14 protein-coding genes are annotated in these 20,903 nt (G+C 35.1%); 8 read left to right on the top strand and 6 right to left on the bottom strand.

Translation table 11 applies throughout. The features are described 5' to 3' along the window. The first annotated feature begins 1 nt into the window (after position 1). The 3 genes from FLACHUCJ7_RS18380 (at position 2) to FLACHUCJ7_RS18370 (ending at position 4,230) form a co-directional block, all read left to right on the top strand. Positions 2-2,443 (top strand): zinc-dependent metalloprotease, encoded by a 2,442-nt coding sequence (locus FLACHUCJ7_RS18380; RefSeq protein WP_180909953.1) that lies wholly within the window; start codon positions 2-4, stop codon positions 2,441-2,443. Next, positions 2,440-2,961 (top strand): DUF3347 domain-containing protein, encoded by a 522-nt coding sequence (locus FLACHUCJ7_RS18375; RefSeq protein ID WP_078228482.1) that lies wholly within the window; start codon positions 2,440-2,442, stop codon positions 2,959-2,961. The genes FLACHUCJ7_RS18380 and FLACHUCJ7_RS18375 overlap by 4 nt, the downstream gene beginning before the upstream one ends. Positions 2,962-3,270: 309 nt before the next feature. Continuing rightward, entirely contained in the window at positions 3,271-4,230 is a 960-nt protein-coding gene (locus tag FLACHUCJ7_RS18370; protein ID WP_180909952.1) for a YheT family hydrolase, read from the top strand. 175 nt (positions 4,231-4,405) lie between these two features. Here FLACHUCJ7_RS18370 and FLACHUCJ7_RS18365 read toward each other — a convergent pair whose 3' ends face one another. From FLACHUCJ7_RS18365 to FLACHUCJ7_RS18340, 6 genes are all read right to left on the bottom strand, one after another. Further along, positions 4,406-5,467: a glycosyltransferase family 9 protein gene (locus FLACHUCJ7_RS18365; RefSeq protein WP_180909951.1), complete on the bottom strand. Its 1,062-nt coding sequence runs from the start codon at positions 5,465-5,467 to the stop codon at positions 4,406-4,408. Positions 5,468-5,614: 147 nt separating this feature from the next. After that, on the bottom strand, positions 5,615-12,733 hold the full coding sequence (gene sov, locus FLACHUCJ7_RS18360; RefSeq protein ID WP_180909950.1) for a T9SS outer membrane translocon Sov/SprA: 7,119 nt from the start codon (positions 12,731-12,733) through the stop codon (positions 5,615-5,617). Between the two features lie 519 nt (positions 12,734-13,252). Next, positions 13,253-14,434 (bottom strand): DUF3570 domain-containing protein, encoded by a 1,182-nt coding sequence (locus FLACHUCJ7_RS18355; protein ID WP_180909949.1) that lies wholly within the window; start codon positions 14,432-14,434, stop codon positions 13,253-13,255. 17 nt (positions 14,435-14,451) lie between these two features. Continuing rightward, positions 14,452-14,685 carry a DUF4266 domain-containing protein gene (locus tag FLACHUCJ7_RS18350; protein ID WP_031453335.1) on the bottom strand — a complete coding sequence of 78 codons (234 nt, stop codon included), beginning with the start codon at positions 14,683-14,685 and terminating at the stop codon, positions 14,452-14,454. Continuing rightward, on the bottom strand, positions 14,682-15,614 hold the full coding sequence (locus FLACHUCJ7_RS18345; protein ID WP_180909948.1) for an FAD:protein FMN transferase: 933 nt from the start codon (positions 15,612-15,614) through the stop codon (positions 14,682-14,684). Before FLACHUCJ7_RS18345 ends, FLACHUCJ7_RS18350 begins: the two co-directional genes overlap by 4 nt. Before the next feature lies 1 nt (position 15,615). After that, positions 15,616-16,056 (bottom strand): thioredoxin family protein, encoded by a 441-nt coding sequence (locus FLACHUCJ7_RS18340; protein WP_078228473.1) that lies wholly within the window; start codon positions 16,054-16,056, stop codon positions 15,616-15,618. A gap of 400 nt (positions 16,057-16,456) precedes the next feature. Between FLACHUCJ7_RS18340 and FLACHUCJ7_RS18335 the strand changes: the two genes are divergently transcribed. From FLACHUCJ7_RS18335 to FLACHUCJ7_RS18315, 5 genes are all read left to right on the top strand, one after another. After that, positions 16,457-17,203 carry a phosphatase PAP2 family protein gene (locus tag FLACHUCJ7_RS18335; RefSeq protein WP_180909947.1) on the top strand — a complete coding sequence of 249 codons (747 nt, stop codon included), beginning with the start codon at positions 16,457-16,459 and terminating at the stop codon, positions 17,201-17,203. A gap of 219 nt (positions 17,204-17,422) precedes the next feature. Further along, the gene (locus tag FLACHUCJ7_RS18330) at positions 17,423-18,244 is read left to right on the top strand and encodes a phospholipase A (RefSeq protein ID WP_180909946.1); all 822 of its coding nucleotides are present in this window, start codon (positions 17,423-17,425) and stop codon (positions 18,242-18,244) included. Between the two features lie 47 nt (positions 18,245-18,291). Continuing rightward, positions 18,292-18,744 carry a hypothetical protein gene (locus FLACHUCJ7_RS18325; RefSeq protein ID WP_078228862.1) on the top strand — a complete coding sequence of 151 codons (453 nt, stop codon included), beginning with the start codon at positions 18,292-18,294 and terminating at the stop codon, positions 18,742-18,744. A gap of 215 nt (positions 18,745-18,959) precedes the next feature. Further along, positions 18,960-19,553, top strand: coding sequence for a hypothetical protein (locus FLACHUCJ7_RS18320; protein WP_078228448.1), 594 nt, complete (start codon positions 18,960-18,962; stop codon positions 19,551-19,553). 67 nt (positions 19,554-19,620) lie between these two features. Then, a complete protein-coding gene (locus FLACHUCJ7_RS18315) occupies positions 19,621-20,448 on the top strand; it encodes a universal stress protein (RefSeq protein ID WP_180909945.1) in 828 nt (275 codons plus the stop codon). The last annotated feature ends 455 nt before the right edge of the window (positions 20,449-20,903 follow it).

Genomic DNA, 20,903 nt, shown 5'->3' with positions numbered 1-20,903 from the left:
GATGAAAAAAATATTTATAATACTAACCATGCTGCTTGCCATACAGCAGCATGGTTTTTCACAAAACCCGACAGAAAAAAAAGCAGACAGCACAAGCACGCAGCCAAAAGGTATGCTGGCTTACAGCAAAGTAATTACTGATAAAGCTAAAAGCAAAACAGGTCTTTTTACGGTTAGTCAGGTTGATACTAAATACTACTTTCAGGTTCCGGACAGTTTGTTTAACAGGTATATGCTGGTCGTAACACGTTATCTTTCTACTCCTGAAGGAATGGGCGTTTTTGGTGGAGAAAAAGCTAATGAGCAGACCATTTATTTTGAAAAAGGGGCAAACAATACCGTTTTTCTAAGATCATTACAATACAGACAGGATGTCCGCAACGCAGATTCGATGCTTGCAAAAGCACTGGCAGGAAGTAATGAAAATCCTATTGTGGCTGCTTTTCCAATAAAAACAACTAATCCGGATAATGGAAATGTTGTTATTGATGTGACAGATGCCTTTAAAAAAGAAAATGCAATGTTCTCTTTGGAGAGCAAAGAAAAAACAGAAAAAAAACTAACTGCTCTTGCAGATGATAAATCTTTTGTTGAAAGTATAGACACCTATCCGATTAACATCGAAGTAAAAACAACAAGAACATATACAAGTTCTACAGCCAGCAGCGGAACGGTAACACTTAGATTGAATACATCAATCGTATTACTGCCAAAAACGCCAATGCGCAAACGTTTTGCTGATGAAAGAGTGGGGTATTTTGCGAATAAATATATTTTGTTTGATGACGATCAGCAGCGTGCTGAGAAAAAATTCATTATTCAGCGTTATCGCCTGGAGCCTAAAGATAAAGACATCAAAAAATATCTAAAAGGGGAACTGGTTGAACCGAAAAAACAGATCGTTTATTATATTGATCCGGCAACACCAAAAAAATGGAGACCTTACTTAATTGCCGGTATCAACGACTGGCAGAAAGCTTTTGAAGCAGCAGGTTTTAAAAATGCTATTGTTGGTAAAGAATGGCCTGAAGATGATAAAACAATGAGCCTGGAGGATGCAAGGTATTCTGTAATACGATATTATGCTTCTGAAACTCCCAATGCTTATGGGCCACGTATAAGCGATCCGCGAAGTGGGGAAATTATTGAAAGCCACGTGGGGTGGTATCATAATGTGATGAAATTAGTACAAAGATGGTACATGATTCAGGCAGGACCGTTAGATCCAAAAGCCCGAAAAATGCACTTGGATGATGAATTGATGGGACAGTTAATCCGTTTTGTTTCTTCGCATGAAATAGGACATACCATTGGTTTACGCCACAATATGGGAGCGAGCAGTGCTACTCCGGTAGAAAAACTTCGTGATAAAAACTGGGTTGAAGCAAATGGTCATACCGTTTCTATCATGGATTATGCCCGTTTTAATTATGTTGCACAGCCGGAAGATAATATTGGTCCGGCAGGTATTTATCCACGTATTGGAGCGTACGATAAATGGGCAATTAAATGGGGATATAGCTATCTTCCAAACACTAAAGATGAGTTTGAAGAAGAAAACATTCTTGCCAAATTAACAACAGACAGCTTAACGGCTAATCCTAAATTATGGTTTGGAGGCGAAGGGAAAGACGAAGATCCACGAAGCCAGTCAGAAGACCTTGGTGATGACGCAGTACTTGCCAGCGATTACGGAATAAAGAATTTAAAGCGTGTAGTGCCTAACCTTGTAGAATGGACTTATGAGCCAAACGATGCTTATAACAATTTGGAAGATATGCATAAAGCGGTTGTAGCACAATATTCAAGGTACTTGTATCATGTGCTGAAATATATTGGGAATAACTACGTTACTAAAAGAACTGTTGACGAAAAAGGTATCGTAAACCAGCCTGTACCTAAAGCAAAGGTAAAAGCAGCTATCGATTATTTAGGAAGACAATTGTTTGTGGCACCTCTTTGGATGTATCCACAAAATATTGATCAGCTTATTTCTTTAAAAACAGAGGATCAGATTTCAGATCAGCAGAATCAGGTATTAAATATAGTGTTAAGTTCAGGGATACTTTACAATATCAATCTTAAATCGATGCAGTTTGAAGGAGCTTACACCGTTCCTGAGTTTTTAAACGATGTGCAGCAAACCGTATGGGTAAAATTTACCGGTGACGCAAAACAGGACTATTACAGAAGATCGTTACAACGCAGCTATATTGATAAATTGGGTATGTTGTTATTGCCTAAAGAAACAGAGCCGGGTAAAGCTTTGAATGCAGCACAGCGCAGTGATGTAAGGTTATATGGCAAACAGCATCTTTTAAAATTAAGAACTGATGTTACCAAATTAATGAGTGCATCAACAGGATTAAACAAAGAACATTTTGAAAGCATTTTGATAGAAATTGACAAAATTATTTCAAAACTAAATAAAACAGATATATGAAAAAAATAGTAGTTATAGCATTCATCTGCCTGAGTGCTCTGGGACATGCTCAATTAACTTCAAAAGAGGAAGTAACGCCTGAATTAGTTGCTAAACGTGAAACACAAAAAAAAGAAGTCACAAAAAATTACCTGGCTTTAAAAAACAGTCTTATAATTTCTGATAGTCTTGCTGTTGTTAAAAATGCAGAGGCATTAAAGGCATCATTAAATAAGTTCAAATTTAAAAAACTAAGTCTTGAACAAATGAACGAGGCTACTATAAAAAGAAAGGATATTATTGATCTTGTAACTCAGGTAGCAGCTACTAAAAATATAAATAAACAACGAAAAATTGTTCAGGAACTTTCTGTTAAGTTCTGGGAGTTAGCACCAAAGTTCAAAGCTGAAGATGCAACATTATATCTTCAGGTCTGCCCAATGACAGGTGCTGTCTGGACAAGTGACAGTAAGGAAATCAAAAACCCTTACTATCCCAAAAATATGCTGACTTGCGGTGAAGTAAAAGCAACGTTATAAAAATTGAATTAGTTTGATAAATGCGGTATTCTGAAAAGAGCCGTATTTGTCTTTTTTAATAAAATCGTTTTCTTTTTGAGAAACCAATATTTTTAATTTATCAGGATAAAATTGGTTCGGCAGTTCAATACTTATGGTTTTAAATTAATCACTTCCCGGATAGGGAGGTGTCCATGCTCTGCGGAACAATTTATCTTCTTTAGTTGTATTAAAAAAAGAACCATTTAGAAAGTGAAATAAAAAGACAGTATTAACCGACATATGGATTGATTTCTTAGATTTGTATTAAGGACTCTAAAACTTTTTATTATGCCTATAGTTGAACAATCAGAATATAATTTTCCGGCTATAATTCATCGTAACAGGCATATTTCTACCATTTATGCAGCTGTTTTTAAAAGGTTTGAAATTCCAAAATATACAAGAGAAAAGCTCGAGTTAAGCGACGGAGATTTTATTAATATTGATTTTATTATTAATGATTCTAAAAAGGCAGTCATTTTATGTCATGGTTTAGAAGGAGATTCTCGCAGAACATACAATAATAGCTGTTCGGCTTATTTTCAGCAGAAAGGTTTTTCTGTTTTCGCATGGAATAATCGTACCTGTGGAGGAGAAATGAACCGTCTTCCCAGGCTTTATCATCATGGCGCAGTTGATGATCTTGATGAAGTGATTAGATTTGTAATGCAAAAAGGATTCGAAGCAGTTTATTTGATCGGATTTTCTATGGGAGGTGTTCAGCTTCTGAATTATTTAGGATGGACAGAAATTGATGAGCGTATAAAGGCTGCAGTCTCAATTTCAGTACCAACTCACATCGCAACAAGCGCTGCTGTCCTTAAACAAGGATTTAACCGAATCTATTTAAAGAATTTTACAATCGATATTAAAAGAAAGCTGAAATACAAAGCGGCACAATTTCCTGATTTTATAAACCGTGATCAAATTGATAAAATTTCTTCTTTTGATGAAGTAGATCAGTATTTTACTGCACCACTGCATGGTTTTGCAAGTCGTGACGATTATTACCAGCGTGTTTCTCCTGAATTTTCCCTTAAAAACATTACCACTCCCGTTTTAATTATTAATTCTCTTGATGATCCTTTTTTAGGCGAAAGGTGTTATCCCACAGCTATAGCCCGGGAAAGTGCATACGTATATCTGGAAACCCCTAAATACGGAGGGCATTGTGCTTTTCCTTTACGTAATTCAATGTATTCGTATGTTGATAAAAGAGCCTATGAGTTTTTTGAATCTTGTAAATAGACTGCATAATATTTTCTGAAAATTTTGAATATCGATATATTTTCAAGGCAAAAAACTGAAATTCTCTGTTTTCAGGATTTTTAATTTATTGAGCTGCTTTAAATAAATTATTCATAAGTCATTCTTGAATAATATATTTTAGTTATTGTTTAATGACTAATAGTATTTATAAATTTCAGGTACGTAAACGGTATCGCAGTATAGTTTCTAAAACTTCTATGATATTTTCTATATCGTTATCAGCAGTTTCAATACCAAGACTATTGTGATTATACGGACTATATTTTAACGGGTTTGTAACATTGAACAGTCCTATAACAGGTATTTTTGAAGCGCTGGCCAGATGCATAATCCCGCTATCAGCCCCTATAAAAACAGATGTATTGGCAATAACAGAACCTATTTCACGAATATCCCGACTATAATAAGTTAAAGCTTTAGACCCAATCTGTGAAATATTCTCGACGGGCAAAATTTCAATAATGGTATAATCTAAGAAATGGAGACGAACTTTTTCATAAAATTCCTCCCACCATTCAACACAATGACATTTGCTTCCGGTAGCATAGGTAAACAGACTGATTACTTTTGTATTTTCCGGTACCAATGATTGTAAAATTTTACGTCCATTTAATATTTCCGAATGATCTAATTTTAAATCCAGATAAGGAACCTTGTCACTCTTGTCGAAGATGTTTTCCTGTAGTCCGGCAAAACGAAAATTATATACCGGAGCTTTGGCGATATGTTTGAAATCAAAATACATTAATCCAATAGACTCATTTAAAGAATCTCCAAAAAGCTTAAATCTAGCCCGTGAAAACCGGACAGATAATCTCCCCGATGAAGATACTTTATCGACGTTAATAGCCAAATCATAACTTGTCGTTCTGATTTTTAGCCAGGATTTCAGATAACGAAAAGGTTCTTTGAAAGGCTTTTTAGGCAGTTCAATAATAGTATCTATAATATCATAATTCTGGAATATTTGAGGGGCTACACCGCCTTTTACAAATAAGTCAATCTTACATTGAGGATAAACTGTGGCAATTTCCTGCAGCAAAGGGGTGATTAATAAAAGGTTGCCAAGTCTTTGATTGGGTCTTGAAATCAATATCCTTTTGATGTTGGTATCCTGGAAAATGTTTTCAGACGAGTTGTTTTTACGTCCAACGTTTGCAGTTAAGGTTCGCATTAAGGTCCTTCTTATTATATTTATTCTCTTTTTAAATTCCATTTCTGTATACTTTATTTTAATTAGTATTTATAAAGGTATGGCCCCATAAATCCTTGAGCACTTCTAAATCTACTTACCCCTAAATTCCATAGACGAACTATCTGATTTTACGCCATTAAGTAAGAATTAATGTATTGCTTTGTGGGATTAATTCCCAAAAGCATAACGCAAGGTGAATCCGGAACTAATGGTCGTAAGCGGAAATGAGGTTGAAATTGCCGGCTTTGAAAAAGAGTGATTGTAATAAAAGATCATAGTTAAGTTTTTACTTAGCGAATAATCTGCGCTGGTTTTTAAGGTCCAGATATTTTGTCCGGCAACTAACTGATTATTTTCGTGATCAAGATATCTTACAATGGTTTGATTGTTTCTTAAAATCAAATCGGCTTTTATAATGATGTCACTTTTTATTGTATTGGTATGATTATCAGCTAGTTTTGAAGTAAAAACAACATCTTTTATTCGATATCCAATTCCTATTACATATTCAATTCCGCTAACTTCTGTCAAATTATTATTGTCAAAACTCATTGATAACGTCCTGTCTTTATTAATTTGGGTCAAAAGTTTAAAAGAGTTTTTTAATTCAAAATCAACTTTTAAGAACGGGTTAAATTGTTCAGCCAAAGTCACATTAGAGGTTATGGTCTGGTTGTAGTAGTTTCCATTATCATCCATTCCGTCTGGATTTTTGGTGTAATTATAATTTGAATTGAAAGCACTTACCGTATAAGTTGCCTGATAACTGTGCTGTAAAGAGAATCGTTTGAAGTTTTTTTTGAAAAATTGGTAACGCATCAGACCATTATATTTCAGCGACCAGTTTGGGATAGGAATATTTTTAAAAATCCCTAAGGCCGAATTATTGGCATCGACACCTGTATAAGCCGCTAAAAAAGAAGCTAATAAAACAGCCTGGTTTGTACTGCCATACCCTAGTGGAAAACCGTCCGGACCTACATTGGCGGCATTATTTATGTTGATTCCTCTTTGTATAGCGAGTCTCTTTGCTATTATGAGTCTGTTTTTTCTAAAATCATTAAAAGCTTCTGAGCTATTTTCATCGCTGGTTAAAAAGGCAGTTTTGATTAACACAGTTGAAATTGAAAATGCACCGGAAGTATAAGGAGATCTTGAATTGTAGTGACCATTGCTGACATCATATTGTTCAGAAAAATTTTCAGAATAGGTTCTATTTGCAAATAAATCAATCTTTAAATCTGTTATAGGTTCTATATTGGCGAGACCTTTAAAAATCTGACTTTTTGAGGTTGTATAATTTTGATTGAAATCCTGATAAGTAGTCAGCCAGCCCTTTCTGGCAGCTTCATCACGAATATCATGCTGGCTTCCAAAAATAAACCCTAAAGTCGGTTTTGAGAATCCCATAAAACCCGATGTTGGGAGATAACCGGGTAAAACTGTTCCTTTGTTTTCCGTAAAATTCAACGTAATATTTTTTACGCTGGTCAATACATTGTAAAAACTTTTTAAAAATGGGCTTCTGATGCTTTTTTGAGGAATATCTGTACGTGTAATTTTTTCGCCGGGTTTGATAACGGTTGTCTTTTTTACAGGAGTTTTAACATCGGCAGTTTTTGAAATTCCGACATATTTATAAAAAGTCTCCATATTAAATGAGGCACTTAGATTGCTTGTATTGGCATTTTGTACCGTATTGCCTAAATTATAATTGACGCCATCGACTTCTATTTTTGTTAATGCCTCAGAAGAACGCTGCCAATTATAATCACCGGTATAAGTCAGATTGGCTTTTACAAAACTAAATACCGGAATTTTATTCAGCGGAATTTCATAAGTTACCACAAGCTTCTGAGTATGTTTGTTGGGTTCTCCAGGATTAAAATAATTATCAGAAATTTTGAAATTGTCAATAGGCAGATTATCACTGTTCAGATAGTTTTTTACAATGTTGCTTGATGATGATGTGAAATTTAAGCGTAAAGATTTTGTCAGGTTAAAATTAAAGCCATATTGAATATTAAATTCAAAATTCCTGCTGTACGATGGATCTAAAGCAATTCCTTCAACATCTACTTGCCGGTATTGCTGTTTGTTATACTGCCTGATAATATTTGTGTTGAACGTAATATTTGAAGGCATATAATTAAAATTAAAATCACTCAAAAGCTTCCAGTAATTGTTTTTTTTCATGAATTTGGTATTCTTAAAAGGTTCAATATTTTTAGCCTCCGCACTATAATCATAATTTAATGCGGTATTGGTTTTTTGATCAACATAGCTTTCTCTTTCATAATCATGACTGGATGTTTCGTTGTAAGATTGTGAGAACGAAAAATTTTCAATATCATAAATATGCACTTTCTGTTCCGGTTTCCTTTCTTTCCTAATTCCAATTAAATTAATACTGGTATTTTTAGTATAATCGACCGCCCGGTTTTTAATATTTGCTTTTTCTTGTTCGGTTTCTGTAGCATCTATGGCTGTCTGCAGTGTAATATCAGGATTTTCAGGATCGTATTTTGGAGTAATAAATGCTTCGGATGCTGCATAATTTAATGGCAGGTTTAGTCTCCAGTTTTTAGGTAGTAATTTGCCAAAATTGATATTGGTCATTACACTATATTGTTTTACATTTTCCTGGCTTCTTTCGCCGGAGTTCTGTTGTAAAGACCCAAATCCCATGGTACTCATTTTTCCGGTTGCTGAAATAGTAGCAAAATCAGCTAAATTTGAATCAAGATTGACAACGGCCGCCATTCCGCCGCTATTATCCATTTCTGCCAGTCGTAATTCATCAAACCAGACTTCTCCTTTTATATCCTGATGCAAGTCATTATTTTTTATTCCTACCATTAAAGTGCGTACAGATCCTAAGTTGGGATTCCCTTTGACACCTAATCTTAATTTATTGATTTTATCACGTAATGAAGGATCCAGTTGCTCATCATCTTCATTTAAATAATAAATTCCGTCAGCAGGCAGATCAGCAGTTGCAATCTTTTTATAGAGCATTTTTAATTGAGACAATAGGGAGAGTGACAAATCGATTTCATTATCCTCGGGCCAGACAATTTCTGAACTCAAAGGCGAACAACCTGAGGAAAGCGTAACTTTTAAAGGAATTTCAATCTGATAAAAATTTTCTGTGTAATCATTTCCTAACCGTATAAAAGCTGTCATTTGATTGTCTGAAAGTGGTATTTGACCGGTTAGGGATTCGGCATGCAAAAACATTTTCAGTTTTTTATATTGTCGCATATCCATACTAATGCTTTTATAAACCGATCTGGAATCATTAGGCTCCAATCCTTTACCTGCGACTTTTAATCCTAAAGACTGCTCATTTTGGTAAGTAACAGTATTTCCGCTGTAGGATTGTTCTCTTTCTACGCCCGGAGGCAAAACATAATTTACAGGGCACTTTCCATCATTTTCTTGAATATTTATTGTTAATACATCTATATCTGTATTATCATCGTCCGGGCTGCTGTCTGCAATGTCTAAGGTTTCGGTGTATCTTCGCCATTCACCTCGCTGCAAATCCAAAGAACCAAAACGTAATGTTACAGGTTCACTAAATCCGGTCATAAACATTCGCATGAAACGTATAGAGGTAAAATCTGAGATACTTCCAATGGTGTTTTCAGGCTTTGAAATCGGAATTTTAAACTGAATCCATCTGGCTTCTGTCGAATTTCCGTTGGGCAGTGTAACTTGCGTATTTCTGATATCGGTAATATAATTTTGGCCAATTTCCATATTCGGTTTCATATCAATACTATACTCATAATAGGCATTGATGGTATTCATGGTATAATCATTATTAATATCTTCCGTATTGGGCAGGGTAGTAGCCCCTCTGTTAGCATCATCTGCACTTACGGCTGAGTTTCCATCGGTGCCATTGTATTTTTTATAGCGTTCTAAAACATCTCCGGTAGTATTCAAATAGTAGCTATAATCATCTGCCGCTGGATCATTTTCAGCACTATAATTGGTATAAATCTGAGTTTCCTGACTGTTTTTTAAACCATCCAGTCCCACATCCTGATTAGATCGATTGGCAGCATCGGTATCAAAGGCATACGTTAAGGATTGTGAAGCAGGAACATCACCCCAAATTCCTTGTGGCGTTACCATAAGCTGGTCTGTTCCAAGTCCGTTTTCGTATTGTTTTCTTCCGTCTTTCAGAACGTCTTCGGAGATTTCGCCTAAATTAAAATACAATTTGCCGGAATTGTTATCATTCGTTTTGCTGTTTCCAACATAAGGATCTAAAACCCAAAACTGAATATATTCTACATTTCCCTGTTCAAAATTGGTTGAAGTTAGGGCTCTCATGATACCTCCAAAATTATCTTTTGGAGTATTTGAAAAATCTACTCCATTATTGTAAGGGCCTCTTTCAGATGGGTAATAGCTTAAATCCAGCGTGTTGACAACAAGTGTTTGTCCTGTTTCTGTTTCCAGGTTCGGATATAATTCTTCTTTGTAAATTCTTCTGGTAGCATTCAGGGAAAGATGATTATTTGAAATTCCGGATGGTTTAGAAGTATAAAAAACAGGATCAATTGTATACCAGGCTAATTTGGCTCTTTTGAAACCATAACTTAAATCATTGGTACTTTCGTTAAAATTGTAGGTACTCGAAGTATTATTTGCGGGAGTTGACGATAAACTCCAGGCATAGGCCGAACTCAAATCCGTAGTCGAGGCAGCGCTTTCAAAAGCATCTACATAAATAGTAGATTCTCCTTCAAAATCACTTGCTTTTGCGGTGTTTGGCTTTAGATATGCAACTTCTCCGCGTACTGAAATGTTTGACGGAACATCAGTATCAATATTAGGAAGTTTGTTAACCAGTCTGGTAAAAAAGGGAACTTCACTAGAAAAATTAGTATTGAGCCCAAAAATAGTATTATCTACAGATTCCTGACCATAAACTGATTTTTGAGTCAATGGTTTTTCAGTATATTTTAAATAAGTTGCCCCAATCGTAAAATTATCTGAGATTTTATGGTCAATATTTAAGCCAATGAAACTTTTAGTCTGTTGTCCAAAAACAGAATTATTTTCTAATGTTACTGTAATACTGGCATTGGATGCTAAAAGCGCCGCATCAAGAATATGAACTTTTCCTAATTGATAATCAACGCTGTAATCGATTCCTTCGGTCAACGTTCGCCCATCAGCAGTGACAATTACAGAACCATTTGCAACATTGAATGACCCTATCGAGATTCCGTCTGATCCTGACGATTTATATTTTCCTTTTAGTAAATATTTGTTTTTATCACTGTCCTGCAAAGCACCTGTTTGTGTATTGTTGTATAAACTTCTAAAGACATATTTTTTTTGATTGGCGTTGTAGGAAGTCGTATTGTTGTAGTCTTCAGTTGAACTAGTCGATAGTTTTTTAAAAATTAACTCTCCAAAAGGCTCTTTTGTGGTAAAAATGATTCTTCCGTTCGTGGCATCCATTGTGATACCGGAGACGAAATCGAAGAAACCGTCACCACCTTCCTGAGGGTCATTAGTCGAATTTAACCTGTCCAGATTAAAGACTTTCAGCAAAGGAGTTTCTGCTATTTTGTTTTCATCAGACGGGTTGGGAGGGAAGGATGTTACCGGCTTAATATAATTTAACGGTGATGGATCAGAATAAAAGATATTAAATTTAAAATCTTCCTGACTCAGCTGATAGCCGCTTGGAATTTGATAAATGTTTTTCATCATCAGATTCCAAACCGGATTTTTTAAATTTACAAGACTGCTTTTTAGCATTTTTAATACTAAACTTTGCGTAGTAACAGTTTCTGAATTTGTAACCACAGTAGCGTCAACACCATCACTGGCAAATTCTCCTACCTGATACACCTGGTCGCCGGAGGTGTATTGGTAAGCAACAGCCAGTACTTCATCATTGGCGAGTTTTTGTACCAGCGAAATATAGCCCAATTGTTTGTTTAAGGTGTATTCAGTTGAGCTTAATTTTCGGGCATTTTCGAGTTTTGAATAATCCTGTCCTTCACTTACCGTAACATTAAATCCGGAAGATGCAGTAGCGATTTCACGAATATTGCTATTCAGTAAACCGCTTCCGGACTTGATTTGTGCAGGATCGTAATCGTTATTTGAGTTGTCCGAAGGCGAATCGGCGCTGTTGTTAAATATTCCTGACGACGGATTCAAAACCACGACCTGATCATCTGTAAGATCAGATAATTGTGATTCTCCCAAATCCTGAATTGCAATAATATTTCTCAAATTGTTTGCGGTTGTACTGACCTGGCTTTTTTTATTGGTCACCCACACTTCAATTCTTGAAATCTGGATTCGGCTGTCTATTAGGGGATAATTTTTTAGAGAGGTATCGTATTTATTTCTAAAGTATTGTGATAAGAAAAAGTGTCTGTTGCTATCGTAATCAAGCGCATACATATTAAATTCCTGAACGGCTCCGCTCCCTTGTGCGGTGACACTTTTTGTTTCTGACTTTTGCTGTGAGAAAACGCCGGTAACAGTAGTTTTTCCAAATTGTAATTGTGTTTTTACACCAAATAAATTTTGTGCACCAGTTATCAAAGTACTGTTTAAGGGCATACTGACATTTCCAACTTCAATGTTTTTAACGATATCATCTTCGTCTGGGGTATAGGCCAATTTGAATAAATTTTGAAAAGCAAATGTAGATTGCGTATCGTAATTTACATTTACACTTAATCTCGTACCCACCTTTCCAACCAAAGACATACTAATTCGCTGGTCAAAATCAAAAGTGAGATTCGATCTGTTACTTGGCGATAATGCTGGATTATCTTGTTTAGAATACAATAATCCTATGTCCATTTCTACAGATCCTGCAGGTTTTACATCGATAGTATTACTTCCAAAAATGGATTCAAAAAATCCTGAATTAATATAATATCTTGGCAATAAATCTTTTTGTTTTGTTTCTGAACCTGCTTTTTTAGCTTCAATAGCATCTGCTTTTTTTCTGAAATAATTACGTCTGGATTCTTTCAATACCAAATTTTCATATTCAGCTGGTGTTAGAAACAAAGGATAGTTGATTGAGAATTCACTCTCAGAATCGCTATAAACGTAAGTATTGGTAAAAGAATCATAAACATAGGCGGATAATATGCTAGCAGGATTTGTTATTTGAATTTTTCCAATGGCAAATCCGCTTTTTACAGTATCCTGAACCGTGGCCGCAACTTGGGCCTTTGATACAAGAATACAGAGAAACATCAAAATAAAAAATAATTTTTTATGCATTTAAAGGCTTTCCGGTAACCTTTATTGTTTTTTAAAATGATTAAGATATTCTTTAATTCAATTTGTTTTCAAAACTAAAATGCGCTCATATTATCATTAAAAGGATAGTATAAATTGCTTGTTGAAACAAAAAATTATGTGATGTTACCAGAAAGTAATTTTGCTGAATAGGCAAATGAATTTTAAATGTGTAGAGGTTTATTCCTCCCAATTCCTATTCAAAGAAATTACTTAAGGCTGGTATAAAATAATAAAGTAGAAGTATGAAGCTATTTGCTATACAAGGTTGTAAATTCGATCGATGAAAATATTTGAAAAGAACAAATAGGATATGAAAATCAAGAAAATTTAGAGTTTTTATAAAAAAATCCCTGGTTTCAAATTTTATGAAACCAGGGAATTATATAAAACAACATTTTTAAAACCAATAATTAAGTTGTTTGTATGGAGTTTTTACCGATAAAATTTTGAAATTTACCCTTGTATTGTTCCGTAACCCTAACTTTTTAAGCTATAGGTTTATTTGTATTTAATATTAAGACTTATAATATCAGAAGTCAAATTGTTGGATCTATCGTAATGTCCGTATCGGATTTCAAGCGTATTCCAATGTTTAAGACCAAAAATACCATCTGGAGGCGTGAATTTCATCCCCATTCCAAAAAAACTGCTGTCAAACTTAGACAGGTCATAGTTGCTGGTGTAGAAGTTATCAGTATCGGTATGAGCTCCGTATGGTTTGAAATACTTTGCGGCACTTTGTGTATAATATCTGTAAAAAGGACTAAGCGAAAATGACTGGGTCAGCTTTACCGGTATTTCAAGATCAGCCGTATGGGCTTTTAAATTCCAGTCATCAGTATAATACCTGTAGTAGGCTCTTATGATAATATTATCGCCTAGAAAATAACTGGCTCTTATTCCCAATGGAATTTTAAGTCTGGTATCAGGCATTTTTTCCTGTCGAACTGGGCCATCAGCAAAATAAACCCTGTGGAAAGGAAGACTTAAGTAACCGTTCTGACTGATAATATCTCCTACAAGCATAACCTGAAGCCTCTGGTTGATGATTTGAGAATAACTTAGTGTTCCGGCAAAAGTGTTTCGGTTTGCGCTTCCATAATTTTCACCTGAAGTACGAAGTTCAAGGGGTTCAATAAGTTTTAACTGGTCAATAAACGTTTGGAATTTAGCTGTAAATTCACCATTCTTATTTTTTGTTTTTTGTGAGAAGCTGATGTTTCCTCCAAAAGACTGATAATCAAATTCTGTAGAGGATGAAACGCCTATTCCAAAAGTCCTTCCCTTTTCTTCATTCTCCCTGAGATAGCTTAAAGAAGGGTAGAAGCGGTTATCTGAAGAAGAAGCAGAAGAATTAGCACTCAGGTCAATCATATCTGAAGAAGCTGATGTATAGTGATCAATACCCGCTTCAATATCAAAGGTGTGTTTAATTCCTGTTTCGCCGTATTTAACGAGTTTAACATCGATAGTATTCGCTATATCGGTTAGGTGCTGTGATCCGATTCCTCCTCCGACAGCTGAATTATTACCATCTTGTTTATAATAACTCGATACTAAATTTACCTCTTCAAGTTTTAATTTTTTGCTTTTGTAAGCCGTCGAATCAGAAGGTATATTTTGTGCTTTTAATTGGAATAAAGCCAATAATGCAAATCCTGTAATGAATATTCTTTTCATCTGTTTATGATATCAAATTAGTTACAGCCACAGCCTCCGCCGCTTTTACCTGCATTTGCTCCCGAAGCTCCCTCGCGGTAGGATTGAAAACTTAGTTCTGTTTTTTCAATTTTCCTGTTGGCAAGTACCATTTCAGAATCGTTGATTTTTCCCTTCTGATATTCTTTAACAGAAGTACAGGATGATGTGAGAATGCCTGCTAAAGCAATACTGCACAAGAGTACGAGATTTTGCTGCTTTTGATTTTTCATTTTAGGCGAATGTTTTTTGAAGTGTAAATTTTATTGTTGTCATCTATTATTATACAATGCAAATCAGGAATCTGATCTATTAAATACAAACCAGCTTTGATTCCCATAACGGCTATTGGAGTAGCCATTGCATCTGCAAATTCAGCATTTGATGCGATAATGGTAACGCTTTTTATTCCCGTTATCGGAAGGCCTGTTTTTGGATCTATGGTATGCGAATATTTCCTGCCGTTAATGGTTACAAATTTTTCATAATTTCCGGATGTGGCTACTGCTTTATTGGATATTTCCATATAAGAGAAAGCCGCATTTGGAGCATCAGGATCAGCTACTCCAATAGTCCATCTGCTGCCATCGGGCTGTAATCCCCATGCGCACAAATCCCCGCTGGCATTAATGATGCCGCTCTTTACATCGCGTTTCAGCAGGACTTGTTTTGCCATTTCGGCTGCATAACCTTTACCAATTCCTCCAAAGCCGATGTGCATACCCTTTTCTTTTAAAAATACACTTGTATTTTCTTTATCCAGAATTATATTTCTGTAATCAATAAGATGTACCATTTTCAAAGCTGTTTCGCTATCTGGAAGTGAGGTCATGGAACGATCAAAATTCCAAAGTGTTTTGTCAATGCTTCCGTATGAAATATCAAAAGCTCCCTGAGTAATACCAGAAATACCAACTGATCTTTCAATAAGATTGAAAACTTCCGGATCAACTTTTACGGGATTGATGCCGGCAGCGCTATTAATCTGATTGGTCTGGCTGTCATCTTTATAGGTCGTAAGCAGATTTTCAATACGCTTAATCTCTTCAATCGCAGCATTAATATGTTCGTCAGCAGTAACCTGATTCCCGGCTGTGACAGTGATAGTGAACATATTTCCCATAAGTTTCAGGGACTGTGAATATTTTTGATGATCAGACATGTTATTTTCTATTATCACATAAAGCTTTTATCTCAGCAGTCCACTGTTCTGCAGCGTTCTCTGGTTTTCCGTGCCATGTTTTGAGGACTTTTCCTTCTGAGTCAAGCAGCAGTGTTAAAGGAAAACTTCCTTCTTTATTGTATATTTCAGCAAGCTCTTCATTTTGTTTTACCTGTTCAGGAGTACCAATGTTTTTCTTTTTTCTTGGAAAATCTGCATTTACCAATATTAAATTTTTGTCTGCCAATTCAGTAAAGGAAGGATTCTGAAAATAATCTCTATGCATTACAATACAAGGCCCACACCAGTCCGAACCCGAGAAATTAAGAAGAATGAGTTCGTTTTTTTCCTTTGCCGTTTTTTTTGCCTTATTAAAATCAGTTTCCCAGTTTATAGTTCCCGGAAGAATCCCCAATAAAAGGAACATAGTAATTAGTTTCATATTGATGTGTGTTTTATATATCTAATTAACGAAATATATGCATTATTGGTTTTTCAGCATGCTTAAGATTTGATTAAGTTTTCAAATTTTACTTTAGAATAATAAAATGCATCTGTAATTTTTAAGCTTCATAATATTACACGTATTTATTTTAACTCTTATAAATATACTTGTTTTTTATTTTTTTGTAGGATAAATATATTAAAAATATCTGTATTTTTGAAATGTTTATTCTAGCTATTATTTATTATCTTTCATTGAATTAGAATTAAAATATTTATCTCTAGAATGTTGTTGATTTTGTACTCTAAAAATTGAATATTTAATGCAACTGCTGTTTGAAAAAAACTTTCGTTTAACCTAAAGTCTGTAGCCCGAAATGTATTTTTATAAAAAAGTGATGAAGAAAATTTATTCGTTAATTATAAGTAGTTTTTTGACTTTAAGCGCCTTTGGGCAGTCTCACAGTTCGGATAGTCTGAATATCAATAAAGACTTAAAATTTAAATATGAAGCCTTAATTATTCCGGGAGTTTTAATTGGATATGGAGTTATTGGGCTCGAAAGTCACACCCTTAAAGACATCAATACAGATACTAAAAATGAAATAAAAGAGCATATTGACAAGAAGTTTACTATTGATGATTTTTCACAGTATTCTGCTTTTTTGTCTGTTTATGCTCTAAATGCAGCAGGCGTTAAAGGGAAAAATAATTTCAAAGACCGCACAATTATTCTGACCTCAGCTTATTTAATTATGGGAACAACGGTAAATGTAATTAAAATGACAGGAAACGAAATGAGACCTGATGGGACTTCAAACAACTCATTTCCTTCGGGTCATACAGCAACTGCTTTTATGGGAGCAGAATTTTTGTATCAGGAATATAAAGATGTATCTATATGGTACGGTGTTTCAGGATATTTGGTAGCTGCAGGAACTGGATTTTTCAGGATGTATAATGACAGACACTGGTTTAGTGATGTTGCAGCCGGAGCCGGCATCGGAATTTTGAGTACTAAAATAGCCTACTGGCTTCACCCTGTTACTAAAAAAATATTCAAAAAAAAGGAAAATCTAAACGGAGTGATTCTGCCAGTATATAATGGCAGAGAATATGGACTTGCAATGGCGGTGTCATTTTAGAGGGGATTTAATTTCACCCAACGGGTTTTTATTATTCTCTTTTTATATTTTAAAAAGGGCAATTCATGAAAATTATTTTTTCTGTTTTTGAAGTCATAGGAGGTCTAGCTATTAAATCAATGAAAGGCTGATGAATAGTTATAAAAAAAACAGAAACTGACTAATAATGGCTTAAAAATGACCTTTTCCATACCTTGGTTCTGAAATAAATTTGCCGTAATGAAATACCATTACATGAAATTCAATTTCCTTTTCTTTCTTTTTTTTACGGTATTGAGCTACGGACAGATTCCGGTTGACAGGGATTCTGTACATACAATTATTACATCACTTCCTGCATTCTCTATATATAAGGATAACTATTTCGTAACAGGCGTTGACATGGGAGAGCAGCCGTCACGCAATACTATGGATGCCAAATTCCAGTTTAGTTTTAAACAGCGTTTGGCCGACAAGGCTTCTATAGCAGGCTTTTATTCCTATCTTACCTATACACAAAAATCGTTCTGGAAAGTATATAAAGCATCAAGTCCTTTTGAAGAAAGCAACTATAATCCAGGGCTAATGCTTTTAAAACCGGTATTTAAGGAAAACCGCTTCTTTGGTGCCCTTACTCTTGGTATAGAGCATGAATCCAATGGACGAGACAGTATTTATTCACGGAGCCTTAATACTGTATCAGTTGGTTTTACAAGGATATTTTCACCAAAACTCATACTCAGCTTCAAAGCATGGATTCCTTTTCTCATTGATAATAATCCATCATTACCCAGATATATTGGCTATAGCGAAGGGCATTTGCAGTGGGCGCTGCACAAAGACAGACTGTTTTTTGATCTGACAGTAAGGAAAGGGGCCGACTGGGATTTTAAAGGAAGCATCAATACAGCGGTTAGTTACCGACTTACAAAAAGTGCAAATCAGCTGGTTACCCTGCAGTGGTGGCAGGGTTACAGTGAGAGCCTTATTGATTTTAAAAAAGAGCGGGGCATGTTGCGCGTAGGATTTATTATTAAACCGACTTTTTATCGCTTTTATTGAGCATGTTTGACTGTTTAAAAAAGATGATGTTATTAAAAATTATCAATATGAACCTGAACTTATTAAAACAAAGCATTTATTGGATTAGTATTCTTGTAGCTTTATTGGGCGTGACCAGTTGTAATGATGTAAAGCAAAATCAGACTTTTTATACGGCAGTAAAGGGAAGGGATACTGCATTTTTAAGAATCGAAACTTATGAAAAGAGATTTTACGGCAGCTATGAAGTGTATTACGGAAGCAGAACCATGAAAGATTCCGGAGCTGTGGAAGGATTGATTTCTGGTGATACCCTTCGGGGTAAATTTCGATACATTAGTTACGGAGGCAGCAAAACGATAAGTCCGATTATTTTTCTGCGAAAGAAAAACAAACTAATCCAGGGTCAGGGTGTGGTGGCAAGCTATATGGGAATTTCTTATTTTATGCCCGAATATCCTATAGAGTTCAGTAATAAAGGATTTGTTTTTGGTGCTTCTGCTGACAAAGTTTCAAATTAGAAATAGTGAAGAATGAATTTCCTTTATTATACGTTTTTCATAAAGCGGGAAATTGACCAATATTAGCAGAAAAACGCCCTTTTCTATGCCATCTATGTGGAATATCTTTGATTTTGGATGTATTTGGCGCAACTTATATCACTTGTTTTCTTTATGGAATTCTTAAACAATCAGATAGAGATATGGTTTGCAGTCCTAAAATAATCTACTAAAAGATGATAACTCAAACTACCATAAAAGGACAGATTCAAATGGCAAGACGGCGGAAAATCATAGCCGCAGTCCATTTTTTTTTCAGGTATAAGGATTTTTTAGGCAATAAAAAAGAAAATGCCATAAAGCAGGATACCAATGTTTTTTCTGGAATGAATTATTACTTTGAACAGGAAAATTGGGTTTTCAGGGAAAGGGCAAGACACAACAGTACTCTTTTTTTTACAGAAGTATTGCAGACTTTAAATAATGCCCAGTCAACGACAGAACAAAAACTGGAACAGCTTGTACTGAAATATGTTGAACTATTATTCGAAAAGCCAGACTTTGCGGCTTATTTAATTGCAAATAAAACTGATTTGAGTTTATTCTGTTATCAGAATCGATTAGAATTTATGGCTATAAAGAAAATGATCACTTTATATTCTTTTAATCCTTTTCCTGTTGTCATCAGCCTTATTGGAATGCTTCTTCTGCCTTTGGCCATGACAATTAGTCCCGAGGATAATCAGTTCTCACAGGTTAATGAATTTGACGAATTAATAGAAGACCGTAAAAAACTCTTGCCATTATGGATTCATTTTGCATCACTATAAGGGAAATTTTCATCAAATTCACAGACCAAATCATTGCTGAACTTTTAAACTATAAACTATATTATTTATGTCACTATCCACATCCATAATTGCTGCAACAAATTTTACAGCAACAGCATCAAACGCGGTAAACTATGCGGCGGCATTCGCAAAAGTAAAAGGATCAAGACTAATCCTTTTTAATTCATTTACTCTTTCAATTCACAGTTCAAATTCAAGAATTTCAGGTGATAATATGCAATTAGAACTCAACAATTCTGAAGAAAGACTCAAACATCTTGCAGATGATATTGCACGTTTATATAGCATTGAGGTAGAGAGTTTGTGTCTTTATTCTTCACTTGAAGAAGAGCTTCCCCTGCTGATTGAAAAAAATCAGACTGAACTTGTCGTTATGGGAATGGCAGAGCGGTCAATCGAGCAGGACTTATTGGGTAATTCAACAACCTGGGTTATTAAGAATGTAGATATACCGGTACTCGCCGTACCTCACAGTGCCCGTTTTGTAAGTGAAAAAAAAATACTCTTTGCCTTTGAAAGTCGTAATTTAGAATCCATTCAGAAATTAAGCTGGTTCAGCCAGACTGCCGAAGCTTTAAAAGCTGAGGTTGAGTTTTTCAGCGTTGACCACAGAGTTGAAGAAATGATCGAACAGCAGCAGGAGGTAATAGGTGAGAAGGAACAGTCGGAACACCGGGCTGAATACCGTTTTAAAAGTATCCGTTCAAGCGATGTTGTTAGAGAAATTAAAAAAGAGATTGAAAATTATAATGCCGATATGTTAGTGATGGTGCCACAAAAATATGGTTTCTGGGATTCCATGGTTCACATTAGTAAAACCCGGACTATGGCATCAGGGCTTCAGATACCATTATTATCACTTCCAAATTTTTAATTTTTTATTACGACATTAAGAGTATCGGTAGTACTCAGCATGTAAATAATGATCACCACAAAAGAACAAATGTTTGGCCGGTTTGCAATTTACAGATAAACTGGTTTTATATTTTGTATTAGTTAATTATTGTTGAAAAAAGAGCCTTCAAAGCATCGCCTTCTGAAGGCTTTTTTCTTAAAAAAGGTTTCTTACAGACTGATTTATTTTTTTGATAAAATTATCTTTTCTTTGAGGTTGATAATACTCTAGTAAGTGGTTTCTGTATTAAGTAGTACCGTGTTGGCAGTAAGTTTATTTTGAAGTTTGCTTACTGAAACGGCTTTTGAAGCTGCCTGTCTGGCATAATTAATTTTACCTCCAACAAGATCAGCTGTGTTAGTGCCAGAGAGCCGTTCCCCTGTATTCTTATAGAATGGTATATATGGGGTCGCATGAAATACCAGAAACTCAAG

The organism is Flavobacterium salmonis, assembly GCF_903819435.1.
Lineage (GTDB): Bacteria > Bacteroidota > Bacteroidia > Flavobacteriales > Flavobacteriaceae > Flavobacterium > Flavobacterium chungangense.
The sequence above is the reverse complement of the archived record's forward strand: the minus strand, read 5'-3'. Positions and strand labels throughout refer to the sequence as shown.